This window comes from Pseudomonas sp. GD04015 (assembly GCF_029837675.1).
Taxonomy (GTDB): Bacteria; Pseudomonadota; Gammaproteobacteria; order Pseudomonadales; family Pseudomonadaceae; genus Aquipseudomonas; species Aquipseudomonas paralcaligenes.
The window spans coordinates 38898-55605 of the sequence record NZ_JAOEEE010000005.1; the positions used below are offsets into that span (position 1 = coordinate 38898).

At 59.1% G+C, this 16708-nt stretch carries 15 protein-coding genes; 1 reads left to right on the forward strand and 14 read right to left on the reverse strand.

The genetic code is table 11. The features are described 5' to 3' along the window. Positions 1-2: 2 nt before the first annotated feature. Positions 3-1400, reverse strand: a complete 1398-nt coding sequence (locus tag N7640_RS05760) for a hypothetical protein (RefSeq protein WP_279901935.1) — start codon at positions 1398-1400, stop codon at positions 3-5. A gap of 591 nt (positions 1401-1991) precedes the next feature. Then, positions 1992-3215, reverse strand: a complete 1224-nt coding sequence (locus tag N7640_RS05765; RefSeq protein ID WP_279901933.1) for a hypothetical protein — start codon at positions 3213-3215, stop codon at positions 1992-1994. A 1172-nt stretch (positions 3216-4387) separates the two neighbouring features. On the opposite strand from N7640_RS05765, the gene N7640_RS05770 reads away from it, so the two are divergent. Then, the gene (locus tag N7640_RS05770) at positions 4388-5785 is read left to right on the forward strand and encodes a 2OG-Fe(II) oxygenase (protein ID WP_279901932.1); all 1398 of its coding nucleotides are present in this window, start codon (positions 4388-4390) and stop codon (positions 5783-5785) included. A gap of 216 nt (positions 5786-6001) precedes the next feature. Here N7640_RS05770 and N7640_RS05775 read toward each other — a convergent pair whose 3' ends face one another. From N7640_RS05775 to gspE, 12 genes are all read right to left on the reverse strand, one after another. Next, on the reverse strand, positions 6002-6418 hold the full coding sequence (locus N7640_RS05775) for a hypothetical protein (RefSeq protein WP_220814642.1): 417 nt from the start codon (positions 6416-6418) through the stop codon (positions 6002-6004). Positions 6419-6448: 30 nt separating this feature from the next. After that, positions 6449-8599, reverse strand: coding sequence for a type II secretion system secretin GspD (gene gspD / locus N7640_RS05780; RefSeq protein WP_279901930.1), 2151 nt, complete (start codon positions 8597-8599; stop codon positions 6449-6451). A 65-nt stretch (positions 8600-8664) separates the two neighbouring features. After that, positions 8665-9171, reverse strand: coding sequence for a hypothetical protein (locus N7640_RS05785; RefSeq protein ID WP_279901928.1), 507 nt, complete (start codon positions 9169-9171; stop codon positions 8665-8667). Further along, complete coding sequence (gene gspM / locus N7640_RS05790; protein WP_279901927.1) at positions 9168-9758, reverse strand: type II secretion system protein GspM; 591 nt, start codon at positions 9756-9758, stop codon at positions 9168-9170. Before gspM ends, N7640_RS05785 begins: the two co-directional genes overlap by 4 nt. Continuing rightward, entirely contained in the window at positions 9755-10870 is a 1116-nt protein-coding gene (locus tag N7640_RS05795; RefSeq protein ID WP_279901926.1) for a PilN domain-containing protein, read from the reverse strand. Before N7640_RS05795 ends, gspM begins: the two co-directional genes overlap by 4 nt. Positions 10871-10875: 5 nt before the next feature. After that, the gene (locus N7640_RS05800; protein WP_279901924.1) at positions 10876-11697 is read right to left on the reverse strand and encodes a type II secretion system protein GspK; all 822 of its coding nucleotides are present in this window, start codon (positions 11695-11697) and stop codon (positions 10876-10878) included. Continuing rightward, a complete protein-coding gene (locus N7640_RS05805) occupies positions 11690-12301 on the reverse strand; it encodes a prepilin-type N-terminal cleavage/methylation domain-containing protein (protein WP_279901923.1) in 612 nt (203 codons plus the stop codon). The genes N7640_RS05800 and N7640_RS05805 overlap by 8 nt, the downstream gene beginning before the upstream one ends. Further along, a complete protein-coding gene (locus N7640_RS05810; protein ID WP_279901922.1) occupies positions 12298-12696 on the reverse strand; it encodes a type II secretion system protein in 399 nt (132 codons plus the stop codon). The genes N7640_RS05805 and N7640_RS05810 overlap by 4 nt, the downstream gene beginning before the upstream one ends. A gap of 3 nt (positions 12697-12699) precedes the next feature. Further along, complete coding sequence (locus N7640_RS05815; RefSeq protein ID WP_279901920.1) at positions 12700-13185, reverse strand: GspH/FimT family protein; 486 nt, start codon at positions 13183-13185, stop codon at positions 12700-12702. Beyond that, positions 13148-13573, reverse strand: a complete 426-nt coding sequence (gene gspG / locus N7640_RS05820; protein ID WP_279901978.1) for a type II secretion system major pseudopilin GspG — start codon at positions 13571-13573, stop codon at positions 13148-13150. The genes N7640_RS05815 and gspG overlap by 38 nt, the downstream gene beginning before the upstream one ends. Positions 13574-13717: 144 nt before the next feature. Continuing rightward, positions 13718-14938 (reverse strand): type II secretion system F family protein, encoded by a 1221-nt coding sequence (locus N7640_RS05825; RefSeq protein WP_279901919.1) that lies wholly within the window; start codon positions 14936-14938, stop codon positions 13718-13720. Positions 14939-14950: 12 nt separating this feature from the next. Beyond that, positions 14951-16636, reverse strand: a complete 1686-nt coding sequence (gene gspE / locus N7640_RS05830) for a type II secretion system ATPase GspE (protein WP_279901917.1) — start codon at positions 16634-16636, stop codon at positions 14951-14953. Positions 16637-16708: the final 72 nt, after the last annotated feature.

The window sequence follows — 16708 nt, forward strand, 5'->3', positions numbered from 1 at the left end:
GCTTAGTTATCCACTACTTGAGTGGTAGCTTTGTGCACCCATGCGCCAGCGTAGTTGGACAGCAGGCCGCCAACGTCGCCATTCTGGATGGCGGTCATGGCGAAACCGATTACCGGCAGACCGGAAACGGTAACATCATCACCTACGATCTCGTTAGCGCTGCTTGCCAGCAGACCAACACGCGCCCAACCAGCTTCATGCTGCTTCACGTCGATATCGCGACGGACGAAGCCAGCACCACCGAGGAGATTGCTCGCGATGCCAGTGCTATTGCTGAAGCCAACAACGTTGGTTTCGTAGCACAGAGCAACGCCTTCAGCCTCAGGCTGCGGCGAGAAGTCATCGCTTGCTACGAAGCCCGGCAGCTCTTCACGATCCCAGTAGTCGATGGTGACAGGCTCGCAAGCCTCGGAGATCAGAGAGCTCCACACTTGGGTGAACGGAGCAGTAGCCGGAGCAGGCTGGTTGACGTAGTGACGCTTAGTCGGGAAGGTAACAACCCAGTCGGTTTCAGCGTTCAGACCGGCGCCAACGGCATAGTCGTTGGAGATGCTGGTCTTGGACAGAACGGCGCTGACAGCGTTGATACCGCTTACGCCGAAGGTGCTGGTCTGGCCGCTCGGGAAGGCAGCAAACGGGTCAGCTTGAACCAGGCTGGGCAGAGTGTCGCCCGGCTTGGCATGCAGCTGAACGCCATCTACGAAGTCAGCCAGAGCAACGGCATCAAAGCCGATCTCGGTACCAGCTTCAACATTCACGACGTTGGCAGAGCCGTAGAGACCACCGGTCGGCGGAGCCAGCTGCGCCTGAGTGGCGAAGTTAGCGGACTGCCAAGCAGCGCTGGAACCAGTGAAGGTGCTGGTCACGAGACCGCAGTTAGCAGGCTTGCCGTCGGCACCATGCTTGATGGCTGCCGCGAGTGCAGCACCGTTCGCGGACGGGCTGGTGGCGTTGATAACGCCCATCTCGATGACTTCCAGGTGACCAACACGAGTACGCGCCGGACCTTTCACGGAGTCGGCCGCGAACACGATGTCACGGAACTCAACGCCAGTGGAAGTAATGGTACCCACGGTGCAGGAAGTGTCGAAGGTCTTCAGCTTGGCGCCATTGGCAGTACGCTCAACGATGCCGGTCCATACGTCTTCCGGGGACAGGTACAGGTTGAAGTCGAGGACTTCCTGAGAGTTCATGCCCTCAACGAAACGGACTTTGACAGCCTTGGTCTCGTTGGTGGTGTTGGTTACGTGGATAGCGGTGTAGTTGCCGTTATCAGCGGTGTATACCGGATACAACAGAACCTGACCCAGACCATTCGGGTCTACGTTCACTGCGTGAGCAGATGCGGCGGCACCCAGGGTAGCGGCCAATGCAACGGCTTTTGCCAAAGACGTTTTCATTTTGCAGGGATTCCTTTTTAGCCTGATTTTGACGTGTTGTTACAGCTTTTTTGCAAGAGTGCTTACAAAGCGCAGATGAATGCTATCGAGCCACATCCCCCATTGCAAGCCCACATCGCGATTAAAGTACGAAAAATTGCGAGGTTACGTCAACATTTGCAGGCGAAGCCAAGGTCGCAACAGAGCCCCGAACAGGCAAGCCTTAGGATGAAACGCATTCACACCCTTGCTTTTCATAGAAGGCCGTAGAGGGCAAAACAGAGCGCACAAGGCACCATGAGAGGAGCTTCACAAATCCGCGCAACGCAAAAAATTAAGGGCTTACCCTCCTGAGGATGTCTCCTCGTTCAGATAAGCCCCTAACCAACACGCGTCATCAAAGCTTTCGCTGCTGCAAGTGCGCTGTAGCTTTTCTAGTATAGGCATCCCCCCTCGGCAGCACAACCCAAGAAGTGAAATTCAAGCCAACCGGCCTAATGGGCCCCTGATGCCTCTGCAATGGAGCTCCAGCTGACGCCGAGAGAGACACCGCACCCAGCCAAACGCCACAGGCGAGCCGACCCAACTACTGCCTGGCACCTACATCGTCGATCAATGCAAAGGCTCTACCGACAAGAAGCGCTTGATACGACGTTGCAGGTTGTAAGGCACACACGAGAGCACGCCGGCCAACGGCGCCCACGCCCTCGCACGCAAGGCGATGAGGAGCAGCTTGCGACGCCATCCGCTCTGGTCAAGAGAGGCCCACGGAGATCGCCCATGACGTTCCAGAAAGCCACTCTCGAGCACAGCCATGGGAGACGAGTCAGATGCGGGCAGATTTGCCGCATAGCACTCCTTATAAAAAGGCAGAGGCTCTTCCTGCGACCAGGAAAAAGGGGGCGCCTCAGTCTCACGCAGATGCTCATCGATTTCCGCCAGCCTCCCGAGCCAGTCCTCGGTCGATGCGTCGTGGGCCAAGAGCCAAGTAAGGGGCCGCCCCTGGAGGCGCTCAGGCAGCGCACCGATGGCACTTGCCAGAACAGGCAACCCGACCTCCAGAGCGGCACTCAGGGTATAGCTCCATGTCTCCGGCCATCGCACAGGGAACCAGACCACATGAGGACGATGGCGCCCAAGCAGTTCTGCGAGTTCTGAATCGGAATATTTGCCGAGCGACTGCACCTCATCACCCAAAGGCACATGAGCACTACCCAGCAGCATGAAGCTGATGGGTAATTTCCGGCCACGAGACAACAGGGCCACATCGCGCAATACCTCCATACCTTTTTCCCGCCCCAAGGCTCCCAAGCACAACACGCGTAGCGGCTCTCCCCTGGCCAGCGGCGGAGCAACAGGCGCGGGATAGGCGCCAAAGATCTCTCTGTCTGGATGGGCGTGATAGTCACAGTCCAGCGATGGCAACGCCTCTTGCAGTCTGCGCTTCATGTCTTCGCTGGGTACAAAGCAGCGGACTGGGCGCGCAACCAGCGCCCGCAATACGGTCGACTGCTCCGTATCGATCATTTCATAAGCCCCGACAGGCGCGGCGGCACCGATGTATCCTCCTTGCCGACCGGTCAACGTAGGGCTGCCCTGAATGATGGCGTAGTCATGCAAGGTCAGGTCGAGTTCCACCCCCAAATCACTCAGACACCCCCAAACGGAGGGATGGAACCCCAGGGTGTGATGGACATGGATGCGGCAGACCCCCATGCTCAAAAGAAAAGCCGACAGCTCTCTGCCTTCACCAGGCAACTTGAATACCAGACGATCGCTTCGCTCACCGGCATCCAGGGCTACGCATACTCCCCGCCGCCCAGCCAGCGGGCGCATGACCAGACTCCAGGCCCTGGAGCGCGAAATCCCGACCAACTCTTTAACGTGCCGCTCAACCCCACCGCCGATACGATGCAGAACCTGCAGGATAACGGGCACCCTCGCAGATCTGATGGCCTGCAGCGTCAAGGCGATACGCGATATGCAAGCCGGGTCGAAACGCAACCATCGAGCCACATCAGAGCCTCCAACTCTGCCCCCCATCCACGCCAGGGCAGTCTGAGGCCCTTCCCGCCCCATGCCGCACGCACTCTCCCAGCGACCCGCGAAGGCATCACAGGCCAACACATGGAGCAGTCCCGAAACATGCACCCGGAAGCAAAAGCCAGACTCGCCATCGTGCCTCAGGGAAAAATCGCCCCCCCTCATCAAACTGATGCAGTGCCCCGTAAGAAACACGCAGGGCCCCATCCCGAACGGCACCTCAAGACGAGTCCCTGCATTGGCCTCGGCCGCCGCGACACCAAAATGGGGAGAGACATTGCTGCCACAGCTCAAGGCTGCCGGCACACCATACAACCCCACGCAATTGGAGAAGGGCACAACAACCCCCACACCGAGGGATCTTGCCGCAGCCTGCAAGCGGCCAACCAAGCCACCAGCGCTATCCACGCCCGCATCCAGAAGAAGAGCATCCCCCTTGACCGCTACCAGAATGGATCTGAGCGACTCGACGGGCTCCACGCCCTTTTTCCGTCCTACCAGGCGGAAGCCCGTAGACATAATCGCCAGCTGCAAATCCCCGGACCACCCCGCCCAGGAAGAAGCGTCGTACTCCAGAACAACCTCTATGGAGACCTGGTCAGGACCTCTCAAGCTCTGCCGAAGCCTCTCAACGCATCGAATGATCTGAGCCTCCCCTCCCCAAAGGGGGACGATCACAGTCAGCATCGAATCCCGCGACACTGTGTCGACCTCCTGCACGCACGCCGATTCGACTTGATAAGAGCTGGCCATGCATTCCCACCTAGAACATTGTTGGGGCATTGTAATGCAGCAGCCATTCAAGGTCTGTCTTGCCATCCTACGCGAGCAGGCTTACTGCCCAAAATCATCAAATCGCCCACTCATGGCCTGCCCCGGCAAACGCAAGCCACACCCCCCCTCCGGACGAGATAATCCGAAGCGGACTCAGATATCATCGACTGTAAAATTGCGGAATTCGCCACATGCAGACAAGAGAACTGGACAGTAGCTGGCGCGACTGGATCAACCACAACATCAGCCGAGGATGCTCCAAAGAGGGCATGCTAGAAATCCTCATCGAGAACGGTTTCGCCCCGGAAATCGCACGCCAGGCATTAAATGCCCCGCCCCCCATAAGCCCACCGCCCTCAGCACCACCACGCCCGCAGGCTCCTGAAGAAACGGAGCTCACCTATGCTCCCGACAAGGTTCATGTCCCCTTTGCCGAAGTGATGGACACTCAAGAGAAAGCGGAACTCATGCGCGTGAGACGCTTCCTGAGCGAAGAGGAGTGTGTCGAACTGATTCTCCTGGCCAACCAACATCTTCGGGCCTCGACGACAACGAACGACAAAGGGGAGTACGAGGGATTCAGAACCAGCCGAACCTGTGATCTGGGCCTCATTCGACATCCGCTGGTAGAAGATATCGAGAGACGCATCTGCCAGGTCATGGGCATTGACCCATCATGGTCAGAACCCATACAGGCGCAACGCTACGATGTAGGGCAACAGTTCAAAGCCCATACCGACTACTTCGAGCCCAATACAGCCGAGTTCGAAACCTATGCCAGAGGCAGAGGCCAGAGAACCTGGACCTTCATGATCTATCTGAACACCACACAGGAAGGAGGAGAGACATTCTTTACTGCACTGGGACAGGAATTCAGGCCAAGCCAGGGCGACGCGGTAATCTGGAACAATCTGCTTGCCGACGGAACACCGAACCCCAATACGATGCACTGGGGCAAGCCCGTCGTAACCGGCTACAAAATGGTGCTCACCAAGTGGTTCCGTGACAAGGGCAATAGTCCCATGTTCACCAAAACCCCCAATGAATACCTGCCTCCATATACCAAGTCCGGCTTTCTCAAGACGAGAGTCCCAGAGGCGCTGCTTGGCAGAGTCCTTGAGTTCTATAAGAACAATCAGGCCACAACCGTAGACGAGCGAGTGCCTGGCTTCATCGACGCAGCCGGCGGGAAACCAGCCAGCGAACTGATCCCCCTGCCGGACGAGCTGAAACAGGATGTGCACAACACTCTGCAACCAGTCGTAGAAGCCTGGATAGGTACTCCAGTCGTACCGACTTTCGTGTTTGGCATCCGACGCTATCTTTCGGGCGCGGTGCTCAAGATGCACAGGGATCGGGGCATCACCCATGTAGCCAGCGCTATCATCAATGTCTCTCAAGACACCCGATCCGCCTGGCCCCTAGAGATAGAGGACCATTATGGGCGCCACTACCACTTGCTTCTCGAGCCAGGAGATATGGTCCTGTACGAAGGCGCGAGGCTTCTTCACGGACGCCCGTTACCCCTGGAGGGCACACAGGTTTCCAATATGTTCGTGCACTACAAGATTCCGATGGCGCAGCCTTGAGACACCCACCGAATGGGAAAGCCCTCGCCTCAGTGGGCGACAACAAGGGCACCCTTCGGCCCCCATTACGAGAATGAGCGGCGCAACCACACCGTGACCGCGGGTCTGTCCTCGGCCGGGCAACACTCAGTGGCGCCCCAGAACAAAAAACGCCGCAACTCTGCGAAGGAGTTGCGGCGTTTTCTTAGCTGAACAACATCAGACGCCAACAGATGCTCACTGCATCTGGACGTACCACCATTGGCCATCGGTCTTTATCCAGCGCTCCTCATTGACACGATCGAGCAGAATTGGCTTTCCACCCTTGAGGGCCTGCTGTTTACCCCGATAGTAATAGCTGGCCTCGACCTGTACGACACAAGCATCCTGCTCACATTGAATGTCCGATACCGACGCGGACTCCAGTCGGACCACGCCACCTGCATAGTTGGCCTTGAAATGCTCCAATGTATTGGTTGACCTGTAGCCAGGTGACATGAACTCATAGGCGCCCTTGAAGTTGCCCTCTTTCAAAGCGTTCATTCTCGCCTGTGAACGCTCGGCCACCACGGTTGCATCGTCTTTTGGCTGGAAGACGCTACAGGCGGTCAATGCCAGAAGAAAACAGGAAAGCCCAATAAAACGCGAAACCATCGAAAACCTCCAATCAATTCCCAACTCAGATTAAGGACGAGCCTCAAGCTCAGCCCTGAAAGAATCCGTCACACCACGCATCTTCTGCTGGAACTCCTGACCGATACGCTCGAAATCCTTGTACTGGGTGACCGCACGCGGACTAATAGTCACAAGCAGTTCGGTACGCAGACCATTCTCGCCCTTGGTACCGAAAAGAGGCCCAATGATGGGCAACTTATGCAGATACGGCACACCGCCATCGGAATCATTCTGAGAGTCCTGAATCAAGCCCCCAAGAATTATCGTATCCCCACTCTGTATAGCCACCGAGCTTTCCACGGTACGTTTGAGGAAGCTACGTTGCTTGGTAACTTCATCCTGTGCGCCGACATCCGTGACCTCTTGCTGGATATCCATCAGAACCAAACCACCGGAGTTTACACGCGGCTTGACCTTCAACTGAACGCCAGTGTCCTTGAGGGTATAGTTCTGCGTACTGGTCGCATCGCTACCGCTATTGGGATATGTGGTAGTCCCTGTAGAAATGGGCTGCTGGGTACCGACTTGAATGCTTGCTTCACGATTGTCCAGAACCAGGATGGACGGAGAAGAAAGCGACTTAACCCGAGAGGTGCTGGAGAGCATATTGATGACTGCTCGCCAGTCTCCACCTGTAAAGATATAAGAGAACCCTGGAGCACTCCGCGCAACGGCACCTGAATCACTCATGGAAAGCCGACCGCCGCCCATGACGTTATCCCCGCCACCGGCATGAGTATTGAAGAACCACTCGACGCCATAATTGAGCTTGTCGTTGAGGGTCACTTCCCAGATGGAAACCTCCACCAGAACCTGGGCTGGTGTCTTGTCTATCTTTTCAAGCGCAGAGCGTATGCTCTGCCACTCTCGAGGGGCAGCCATGACCAGAAGGCTGTTGGTGCTCTCATCCGCCACTATTCGACTGCCGGCCTCGGTCGTCGTACTGGTAACACCGCCAGTCTTCGTGCTCCGCTGAGAGGAAAGGCTCGATGAACTTCCATCCTCAGAGTTAACTTCGGCCTGCGTCAGGCCGGGCGCAGTAGAACCACTGGTGGTCGAGGCCGTATCACCGGTGGTCTTTCCGCCGAAGATCTGCCCCAGCAAACCGGCAAGAACCTTGGCCTCACCGTTCTGGACGCTGTAGACATACATTTGCGCAGATTGATCGCTACTGTCGTTCATGCCCAAACGATCGAGCTGCTTGATCCAGCTGCCTATAGTGACGAGCTGCTCGGAGCGGGCAGCTATGACCATCACGCTGTTTATCTCTTCCATCGCCACCAACTTGGCGGCTCCCATCGCAGAAGAAGCCTCCTCATTTCCAAGCAATGCATTGAAGCGATCGACCACCAGCTTGGCATCCAGGTTAAGCACTTCATAAATGCCAAAGGACATCCCCTTGAGGACATCCACATCGAACGTCTGCAGGGTACGTAAGGCATTCTGCATCTGCGGCGCGGAAGCACCCAGCATGAGGATATTGCGCACAGGATCGGCCCGGAGCACGTTCTCCTTCATGCCCAGCGGCTCGAGAATCTTCAACGCCTCTCCCGCCGTCAGATAGCGCAGCGGAACGATCTGCACCGAATAGCCGCGGCCTGTATCAGAGCTTTTGGGCACAACCGGGGCGTCCTTGCGCAACTGCGCGACCGGCCCGATGCGATAGATCCCCCCCTCACCCTTGAGCATGGCCACCCCTCTGGACTCCAGCAAGGACTCCAGCATTTCTATAAGGGCAGTTTCGGGCACGGGATTACTGGATACCAGAGTGATGTTCCCCTCCACGGCGCCTTCGATCGTATAGGGAACCTTGAGCATATCGCCCAGAACTGCGGCAACCACTTCCAACATGGGCGCCGACTCGAACTTGACATTGACCAGCGGCCCACCCTGCGGTGATTGCTCGCGTCTGACAGGAGCCACAAACTGGTTATCACCCTTCTGCTCCAGCAAGGTACGTCCCACCTTCGGAGGCTCATTCAAGGGCTCGTCATTAAAGACAGGCGGCGGCTCCATATTGGTACGGACGATCTTCGGCGGCTCATCCTTCTTTTCAGGAGCAGATGGAAGCGTCGAGCACCCCGCCAGAAGAAGCACGACACACAGAGCACTAAGAGGAAATTGGGCCGGGCGCCAAGTCAGCATATTGATCATGTTCATTAATCACACTCTAAACTTCGAAAAAGGGCAGCCAGTGAAGAAACGAATTCCGCATCTGCAAACCATTAATTACCCAGGCGCTCCAAATGAACCGCATCGCTGCGCGGCCGAGCCACTTCTATTTCTGCAACACGAGAGCCATTGTTCATACTTACTTGGCCCGGCTTAACAGAAGTCACTTTCCACCCGCCAGGCAGTTCACTACCCACACTTACACGTACCACCTCATCTCCAACCCCAAGCAAGGCGAAATGAGTATTCCCCTGCAACAGAGTACCAAGCACCTTGATGCCATCGGAGCTGGTTTCCACCACCTTAGGCGAGGCAACCTCCTGACCAGCCAATGGCCTGCGCCCTGCCCAGAACAGGGGGCGCTCGAGAACCATCTCCAGATTGTCCGGCCCGATTTCCGAACCATTCAAGGCCGGCAGTTGAAACTCTGGAAGCAAAGGAACCCGAACAGGCTCGCTTTCCGTCTTCAACCAGAGCAACAAGGCTAATGCCAGAAAGCATACGATCAGTACGAACAGGAGCAGCGTGAGGCGAGCCTCGGAAAGATACACTCGCTTCATTGTGTGCCCTCGGCAGGCGGCAAGGGGAGAAATGCCAGAATGGAAACCTGTACATCCAGAGCCTGCTGAGCCCCCTCACCCTTCCGACCACGCCGCACTGTACTCGGAGTGATGACAAGTTCGTCCAATACAAGCAGAGGTCTGCCCTGCTCCAGCATCTGCAGACTGGACATGACCGAACCAAGCTCTCCACCAAACTGGGCTCGCACACCGACGACCGTGTAACCGTCTCTACGCTTGGCATCTATGGGGGCGATACTGCGAACCTCTGCCTCAGCCGAAGAAATGACCTCGGACACTCGCCGCTGTATGGCCAACTCGACAGCCGAGGCCGACATCTCTGGCGAATACACCCATTCGGACAACCCCTGCTGAGCAAATCTTTCAGAGGCATCCTCAAGCTCACCACGCGAATTGGCCAGAGCCTGCAAGCGCTGCAGCAGACGCCCATCCTTGGTCAACTCGAAGCGATACTTGTCATGCCGATCCAACAGAGGCCCCGAGATGACCAGCACGGCAAACAAAACGGCAACAGACAGCAACAGCCAGCTCAGCAGAGCCTGATACTTGCCAAATACACGACTCATCGGGCATCACCATCCGCAGGCTGTTTATTCGTGACACCTACCAACTGGATGCTGACAGCAAACTGATCGAGACCTGTTTGTGCATTACGGCTGACAGGCGCGGTGAAGCGCGCATCGGAGAATCTCTCCGACTCATTTAGCCGGGAAATCAGATCGACAACCCCCTTACCGAAGCCATTTACGGTCAGATTGCTGCCCTGTATGCGAAGGCTCGTGATGTAGATGTCGTCGGGCACCAGCCTGGTCAGCTCGGCCAGAACTTCTGAAGGCAACGGCTGGCCGGCTCGCTTGGCCACGATGTGATTCAATCCCGATAGGCTGGCTTCCAGGTTTTCCTTGCGGGCGATCAGGTCTCTTACATTGGCGGTCAGGGCAGTGATTTCCTGCTTGCGCTCGATGACCAGTTGCCGCTCTTTCAATAGGGGAGCAATAGCCGCCGTCACCACGGCCAGGAGCAACAGAATAAGAAGCCAACTGTTGAGATTCAGACGCCGCCACCACCGCCCCGGTACCCGTTGACGACCGAACAGGTTGGCACCAGGCACATCCTCCACACCCAGGCGGGAAACGCGCAGACCGGTCGCCTTCTCTACCCGTTCGATGAGGGGATCCGGGTAGGCACATGGCACGGCGAGAATGTCGACATCCAGCTGATTCTCGACCTTTTCATCAGCAACGACGTCGTAATAGAGCTTGTCGAGAGAAAAAGGGGTCAACCTGGGCAACTGGTAACCCACAACCTCTCGCAGAGTCCCTCTCGCTTCCGTGGGCAGCACCAGCTGTTTACGCAGTACCCGATCCGCAGGCAGGACAAGCTCCAACTGGGCAAGCGAGGCCGAAGCTCGGGGCGGAAGCAACGATGCGCGGATATGCATCTCGTCATCAGCCTGTGCATCCATGGCGAGACGAGCGACTTCGGCCATCCCGTTCCGCTCGGGTCGGTAGATGACGAGCCAGGAGCCCTCGACGAAAACGAGCACTCGCGGAGAGGGGCGCAGGAAATAATCGACGATCTCGGCCGCGCGCCCGGCGCTCAAGCCCTGCCACCACCAGCGCCCCAGACGGCCGATATCGATACCGAAGAGCGTCAGGCTGCCGACCTCAAACTTCATGCCAGTCAGTCCAGATCAAAACGGGCAGTATACTCATTCCAACGAGCGATCCGATAGCCGTCCTTGCCGTCGCCAAACATGACGGTCACCTCGACCTTGCGGCGGTCAGGCCTCTCCCCCACCTCGACCTGCAGACGGTACAACGCCCCTCCGGGGGCCGCTGCCAGCTCCGGCGGGATATAGTCCGCCGCCCGAAAGGACTCGTCCGCGCGATGATCAGCCAGATCGGCCGCCCGCTCCCCTGCCAGTGCGCGCAGCAATGGCCAAGGGGCGAATTCGACAGCCACGCCTGCATGGGCGCTGTCGGCCGTAACCAGCGGTGCCAGACGATCGAGCAATTCGCGATTGAAGCCAGGCAGCAAAAGCAACTCGTCTATCGAACGCAGTGGGGAAAGGGGTGTCTCGGAACTATCGTCATCAGACGGCAATCCCTGGCGACGGGCGAGAATACTCTCGACAAGCATTGCCGAGTCGACGCCATCGGGGGATATCCCTTCCATGAGCAGGCCGAGCAGCTCGGGGGATGCTCCGGTAAGGCTGACATACGCCTCCTCCGGAATCAGGCGAAAGCGTACCAGGTCAGCCCCAGGCAACAGCAGGACCTGCCCGGGAAGCTCCGTCCACTGGTCGCCACCCAGGCGATACATGGCGCTCAGGTACGCCAACACGGCATCGGTGGCCGCACGCCCCTTGGCGCGAATGATCAGCTCCGAGGAAACCTGCCTGTCCACTCGAACGGAGTTGCTGAACGCTGCCAACAGCACGACCAGCAGAGCCAGCACCCAGAGCACGACGATGAGTACCGCGCCTCGCTCGCGACTATTCACCTACAGGCTCCATCAAGCTCACCGGAAGTATCAGCTCGGGCCACCCCTTGCGGGCACCGTCGACCCGAACCGAAACCAGCTGCGGCACCGAGCCAACGCGACTGAATGCATCGACCCACTGGCTGCCCGAGTCATCCCACTCTTCCGCCGGCCCGAAATAACGAAAGGACAGATGCAGAGAAGAGCTGACAAGCTGCGGCTCCACACTGGCAAGCAGATCCTCTGCGGCCTTGCCTGCCTCATAAGGTGCGAATCGAACCCAAACCCCCGAGCTATCGCTGCTCAATTCGAAGACATAAGGAATGCCCCCCGCGGACATGGACAGAGGGGCGACATAACGCATGCGTTCCTGCTCCCCGACGAATGCGGGCGCAACCCGCCCGGAGCTGTCCGGCGGGAACTCGGCGGGCAACAACTGCCCCAGATGACGATACAGGAGAGCACTGAGCTGGCGCGGCTCTTCCACGGAGGCCGTATGCTGCTCCGCCAACTGCCAGCTCCGAATACCCGCGCGAAAACCACCGAACAGGACGACGACAAGCAGCCCCGCAAGCACCAGGGCGATGAGCACTTCCACGAGAGTGAAGCCACGCGCCGCCTTCATGAAGCGGCATCCTGATTGGCGATGCGCAGGCTCGACAAGACGAAGCGACTCACCCTGCCGGCGACACGCCAGCTGACGAAGACCTGCACCTGGTAGAGAACCGCCCCCTGATCCCGAAGCTGCGGAGCGAGCTCCCAGTCCATGGGCACGATATCCACCTGCCACGAATAGCCTGCTTCGTCATGCCCCTGATAGGAGCCTTCGACCAGCGGGCTGCTGATACCGATCTCGGCCAGTCGGGACTGAGCCACCAGCGCAGCCTGGCTATAACGATCCGCGCGCGCCAGATTCGTCATGCCGTTGGAAAAAGCACTCAGGATGACACTGAGAAGAAGTGCACTGATCAGGAAACCGACCAGGACCTCTAGAATGGTGAACCCGCGCTCTCGCGTCATGAGTCACTCATCGTCATGATCGATGGAAACACGACCGGTCAGCCAGTCCACATTGACACTCATGTGGCTGTCCCCACGAGCCAGACTGAACGCTCCTCCCGTGGAGGAGCCGTCGGGGAAGAAACGGATGCCGGCAACGCCATCTTTCAGCTCACTCTCGGCAACGCGAGCGTTGAGCGCAATGGATTCGGGGAGGGAAACCTGGCGCGCGCTACGCTCCAGCCTGAATTTCTTGCCTTCGACATCCAGCAGCACCGCCGTACTTCGCTGCGCCATCACCGCTTCCGAGCGGGCCTTGCGCAAGGCCAGCTGCACATCTCGAGCGGCATCGTCCAGCGAGCCACCTACCCCCTTGCCGATGGCGGGGACGACCACCGCCATGGCAAGCGCCAGGATGACCAGAACGACCAGCACCTCGATCAGGGTGAATCCCGATTCGGGCGCCCTGTGATCACTCCCAGCTGACGATATCGGCATCTTCGCCTTCACCGCCCGGCTGCCCATCGGCGCCGTTGGAGTAGAGGTCGAATGGGCCGTGCTGACCAGGAGCGCGATAAATGTAGTCATTGCCCCAAGGATCCTTGGGAATGCTCGACTTGCGCAGGTAAGGACCGTTCCAGCGGTCAACACCGGAGGGGCGCTCGACCAAGGCGCGCAAGCCCACGTCATTGGAGGGATAGCGCCCGACTTCCAGGTGATACATGTCCAGGGCCGAAGCCAGTTCCTGGACCTGCATGCGGGCCGTGTCGCCCTTGGCGCCACCGACATACTTCATTACCCGCGGGCCGACCACGGACATCAGCAGACCGAGAATGACAAGAACAACCAGAAGCTCGATCAACGTGAAGCCGCGCATGCGGCGTTCAAAGGACTTCATCACGATTTCGGAATCCTCGCGTAGGGAATGGCATGAGGGGGAAGGAGGTACGAGATTCGCAACCGGCTCAGGCCGAGTATGACTGTACCCCGCGCCGCCGGTTCCTCGTCGCCCCTAGAAAACAGTGGATGCGCAGGCAGCGCATCATCCAACCAGGTCGTTGACGCCAAGTATACCCAGCAGAATGGAGATGATGATACCGGCGATCATCACCCCCAGACTCAGGATCAGGGCGGGCTCCAGCAGCGCCAGGAGGCGCTTGATCACCGAACTCACCTCATCCTCGTAGATGCTGGCGACCTTGAGCAGCATGTCCTCCAGTCGTCCGGTTTCCTCCCCGACCTGCACCATGTGCAATGCCAGGGTGGGGAAACGCCCGCTCTCCAGAAGCGCACCGCTGAGGGAACGCCCTTCGCGCAGAACGGCGCTGGCGTTGTCCAGATCCTTGCGCAGGGTGCGATTGCCGATTACCTCGCGCGCAATGACCAGCGCGTTGACCAGCGAAACACCGCCCTGCAGCAGGACGCCCAGCGTCCGCGCAAAGCGACTGGTGTCGATATTGCGCACCAGATCGCCGATCAGCGGCCAGGTGAGGCTGCGGGCGTCCAGCTTCTGGCGCAGCCCTTCGTCCTGCCACAACTTGAGCGCCCCCCAATAGAGCCCGCCGAGCAGGAGCAGCACCAGCCACCACCAGCTTGCCATGAAGTCACCGAGGTTCATCACGAAGCGAGTGGGGCCGGGCAACTGCCCGCCCATATCCGAGAACAGGTCGGAGAAGCTCGGCACTACATAGGCCAGCAGGAACACCAGCGACAGGATGGCGACGGTGAACAGGATCGCCGGATAGGTCAAAGCCGAAAACACCATCTGGCGCATGGCTTTCGCCCGCTCCAGATACTCAGCCATCCTTGTCATCGATGACTCCAGGGAGCCGCTCGCCTCACCGGCCTTGATCATGCTGATGTAGAACGGCGCGAACTCCTTGCGCTCGGCAAAGGCGTCCGCCAGCGTCCGCCCCTTGCGCACGGCCGCCCGGATATCGCCGACCATCTGCTTGCCGGTATCGTCAGCCAGCTCTTCCAGGATGCTCAGGCTCCTGTCCAGCGGCAGGCCGGACGAGAGCATCACCGACATCTCGCGCGTGAAATGCAGGACCCTGTCACGATCGTTCATGCGCCGCCGGCGAACCTTGCCCGGCCCTGTGCCCTGGGCAACCTTGGCGGCCCTGGTCGCCGGCTGGATGCTCAACGGCACCAGGCCTTCGCGCGCCAGCCAGTCCGCGACCTCGGACACCGAAGCCTTCTCGGCCAGCCCATCTACGCTCTTACCGTTGCGATCGAGAGCCTTGTACTTGAATTGAGCCATGGCAAGCCTCGGTTAGCGGCCGGGTTGGGCGACGCGGAGGACTTCCGGCAGGGAAGTCAGCCCCTGCAGAACCTTGAGGAAACCATCTTCGAACATGGTACGCATGCCCTGCTGCCTCGCCACGCGGTAGATCTGCTCACTACTGGCATGCTGCAGCACCAGGTTGCGCACCTCGTCGTTCATGATCAGCATCTCGTGGATGCCCATGCGCCCGCGATACCCCGTGTGTGCGCAGGCATCGCAGGCTCCCGCCGTCCAGACTTCGACGCCGCCGCGGGCATCTTCCGGCAGCAGATGGACAACGCCCATGTGCTCTATTTCTTCACCACCGATGTGGTGAGGCTGTCGGCAATGCGGGCACAGTACACGGACGAGCCGCTGGGCCATGATTCCATTGATCGTGGAAGTGAGCAGATAGTCTTCCATGCCCATGTCGAGCAGGCGGGTCACACCACTGGGAGCATCGTTGGTGTGCAGGGTGGTCAGCACGATATGGCCGGTCAGGGCCGCCTGGATGGCGATGCCGGCCGTTTCCTTGTCGCGCATCTCGCCGATCATCACCACATCCGGGTCCTGACGCAGGATCGAACGCAGTGCACTGGCGAAATCCAGACCGACCTTGCTCGCCGTCTGGATCTGGTTCACGCCCTGGATCTGGTATTCCACCGGGTCTTCGACGGTGAGGATCTTGCGATCGACCGTGTTGAGGCGCGACAGCGCCGCATAGAGCGTCGTGGTCTTGCCGCTACCGGTAGGCCCGGTGACGAGGAAGATGCCATTGGGGCGATCCAGCACCGACTTGAAGTCGCGCAGGACATGCTCGGACAGCCCGATGCTCTCCAGGTCGATGGTCATCGCCTGCTTGTCCAGGATACGCATGACGACACTCTCGCCATGCATGGTCGGCACGGTGGAGACCCGTAGATCGATGGCCCGTCCCTGCAGGCGCAACTGGATGCGGCCGTCCTGCGGCAGGCGACGCTCGGCGATGTTCAGCTTGGCGAGGATCTTCAGGCGCGAGATCACGGCCGCTGCCATCGCCGCAGGTGAGTTTTCCACTTCCTGCAGAACACCATCGATACGCAGACGGATGATCAGATTGTGCTCGAAGGGCTCGATATGGATATCGGATGCCCGACTATCCAGTGCCCGCGAAAAGATGCCGTTGACCAGGCGGATGACGGGCGCCTCGCTGGCCATGTCCCGCAGGCGCTCGACGTCGTCGACATGGGCCCCGAGCCCCTCGTCGCCGACATCGATCTCGCCTTCGGGCCTCGCCGCCCCCGCGCCATAGAGGCGTTCGTAGGCGTTCTCGAGCTCGGAAGCCAACGCGAGCACCGACTCCACGCGGCGCCCGGTCGCCATGTTCAACGACTGCAGAACATATTCGTCGGACGGGTCCAGCATCGCCACCAGCAGGCGCTCGCCATCGTCGGCCAGCGGCAGCACATGCTGCTCGCGCATGAACATAGGCGAGATCAGGTCCGCGCCGATGACCGGCTCACGGGGATAGTCGTCGGTGCCGATCAGTCGGTAGCCGCAGCGCTCCACCTGGATCGCGGCGATATCGCGCTCGGACACCATGCCGAGACGGACGAGGATGTTCCCGAGCTGTCCGCCGGACACCTTCTGGACCTGGATGGCCCGCTGCAGATCGGACTCGGCCAGTTTTCCCGCGGCTTTCAGCCAATCGCCCAACTGATCTTTCACTTGCAGACCTCTCGTCGTCGTACCGGACACGCCATGCGCGCGTCAGCGCCCGCTCAGGCA

Coding starts and splice junctions, on each gene's coding strand:
- N7640_RS05760 (WP_279901935.1), bottom strand. CDS start 1,400: ATGAAAACGTCTTTGGCAAAAGCCGTTGCATTGGCCGCTACCCTGGGT.
- N7640_RS05765 (WP_279901933.1), bottom strand. CDS start 3,215: ATGCGCCCGCTGGCTGGGCGGCGGGGAGTATGCGTAGCCCTGGATGCC.
- N7640_RS05770 (WP_279901932.1), top strand. CDS start 4,388: ATGCAGACAAGAGAACTGGACAGTAGCTGGCGCGACTGGATCAACCAC.
- N7640_RS05775 (WP_220814642.1), bottom strand. CDS start 6,418: ATGGTTTCGCGTTTTATTGGGCTTTCCTGTTTTCTTCTGGCATTGACC.
- gspD (WP_279901930.1), bottom strand. CDS start 8,599: ATGAACATGATCAATATGCTGACTTGGCGCCCGGCCCAATTTCCTCTT.
- N7640_RS05785 (WP_279901928.1), bottom strand. CDS start 9,171: ATGAAGCGAGTGTATCTTTCCGAGGCTCGCCTCACGCTGCTCCTGTTC.
- gspM (WP_279901927.1), bottom strand. CDS start 9,758: ATGAGTCGTGTATTTGGCAAGTATCAGGCTCTGCTGAGCTGGCTGTTG.
- N7640_RS05795 (WP_279901926.1), bottom strand. CDS start 10,870: ATGAAGTTTGAGGTCGGCAGCCTGACGCTCTTCGGTATCGATATCGGC.
- N7640_RS05805 (WP_279901923.1), bottom strand. CDS start 12,301: ATGAAGGCGGCGCGTGGCTTCACTCTCGTGGAAGTGCTCATCGCCCTG.
- N7640_RS05810 (WP_279901922.1), bottom strand. CDS start 12,696: ATGACGCGAGAGCGCGGGTTCACCATTCTAGAGGTCCTGGTCGGTTTC.
- gspG (WP_279901978.1), bottom strand. CDS start 13,573: ATGAAGTCCTTTGAACGCCGCATGCGCGGCTTCACGTTGATCGAGCTT.
- N7640_RS05825 (WP_279901919.1), bottom strand. CDS start 14,938: ATGGCTCAATTCAAGTACAAGGCTCTCGATCGCAACGGTAAGAGCGTA.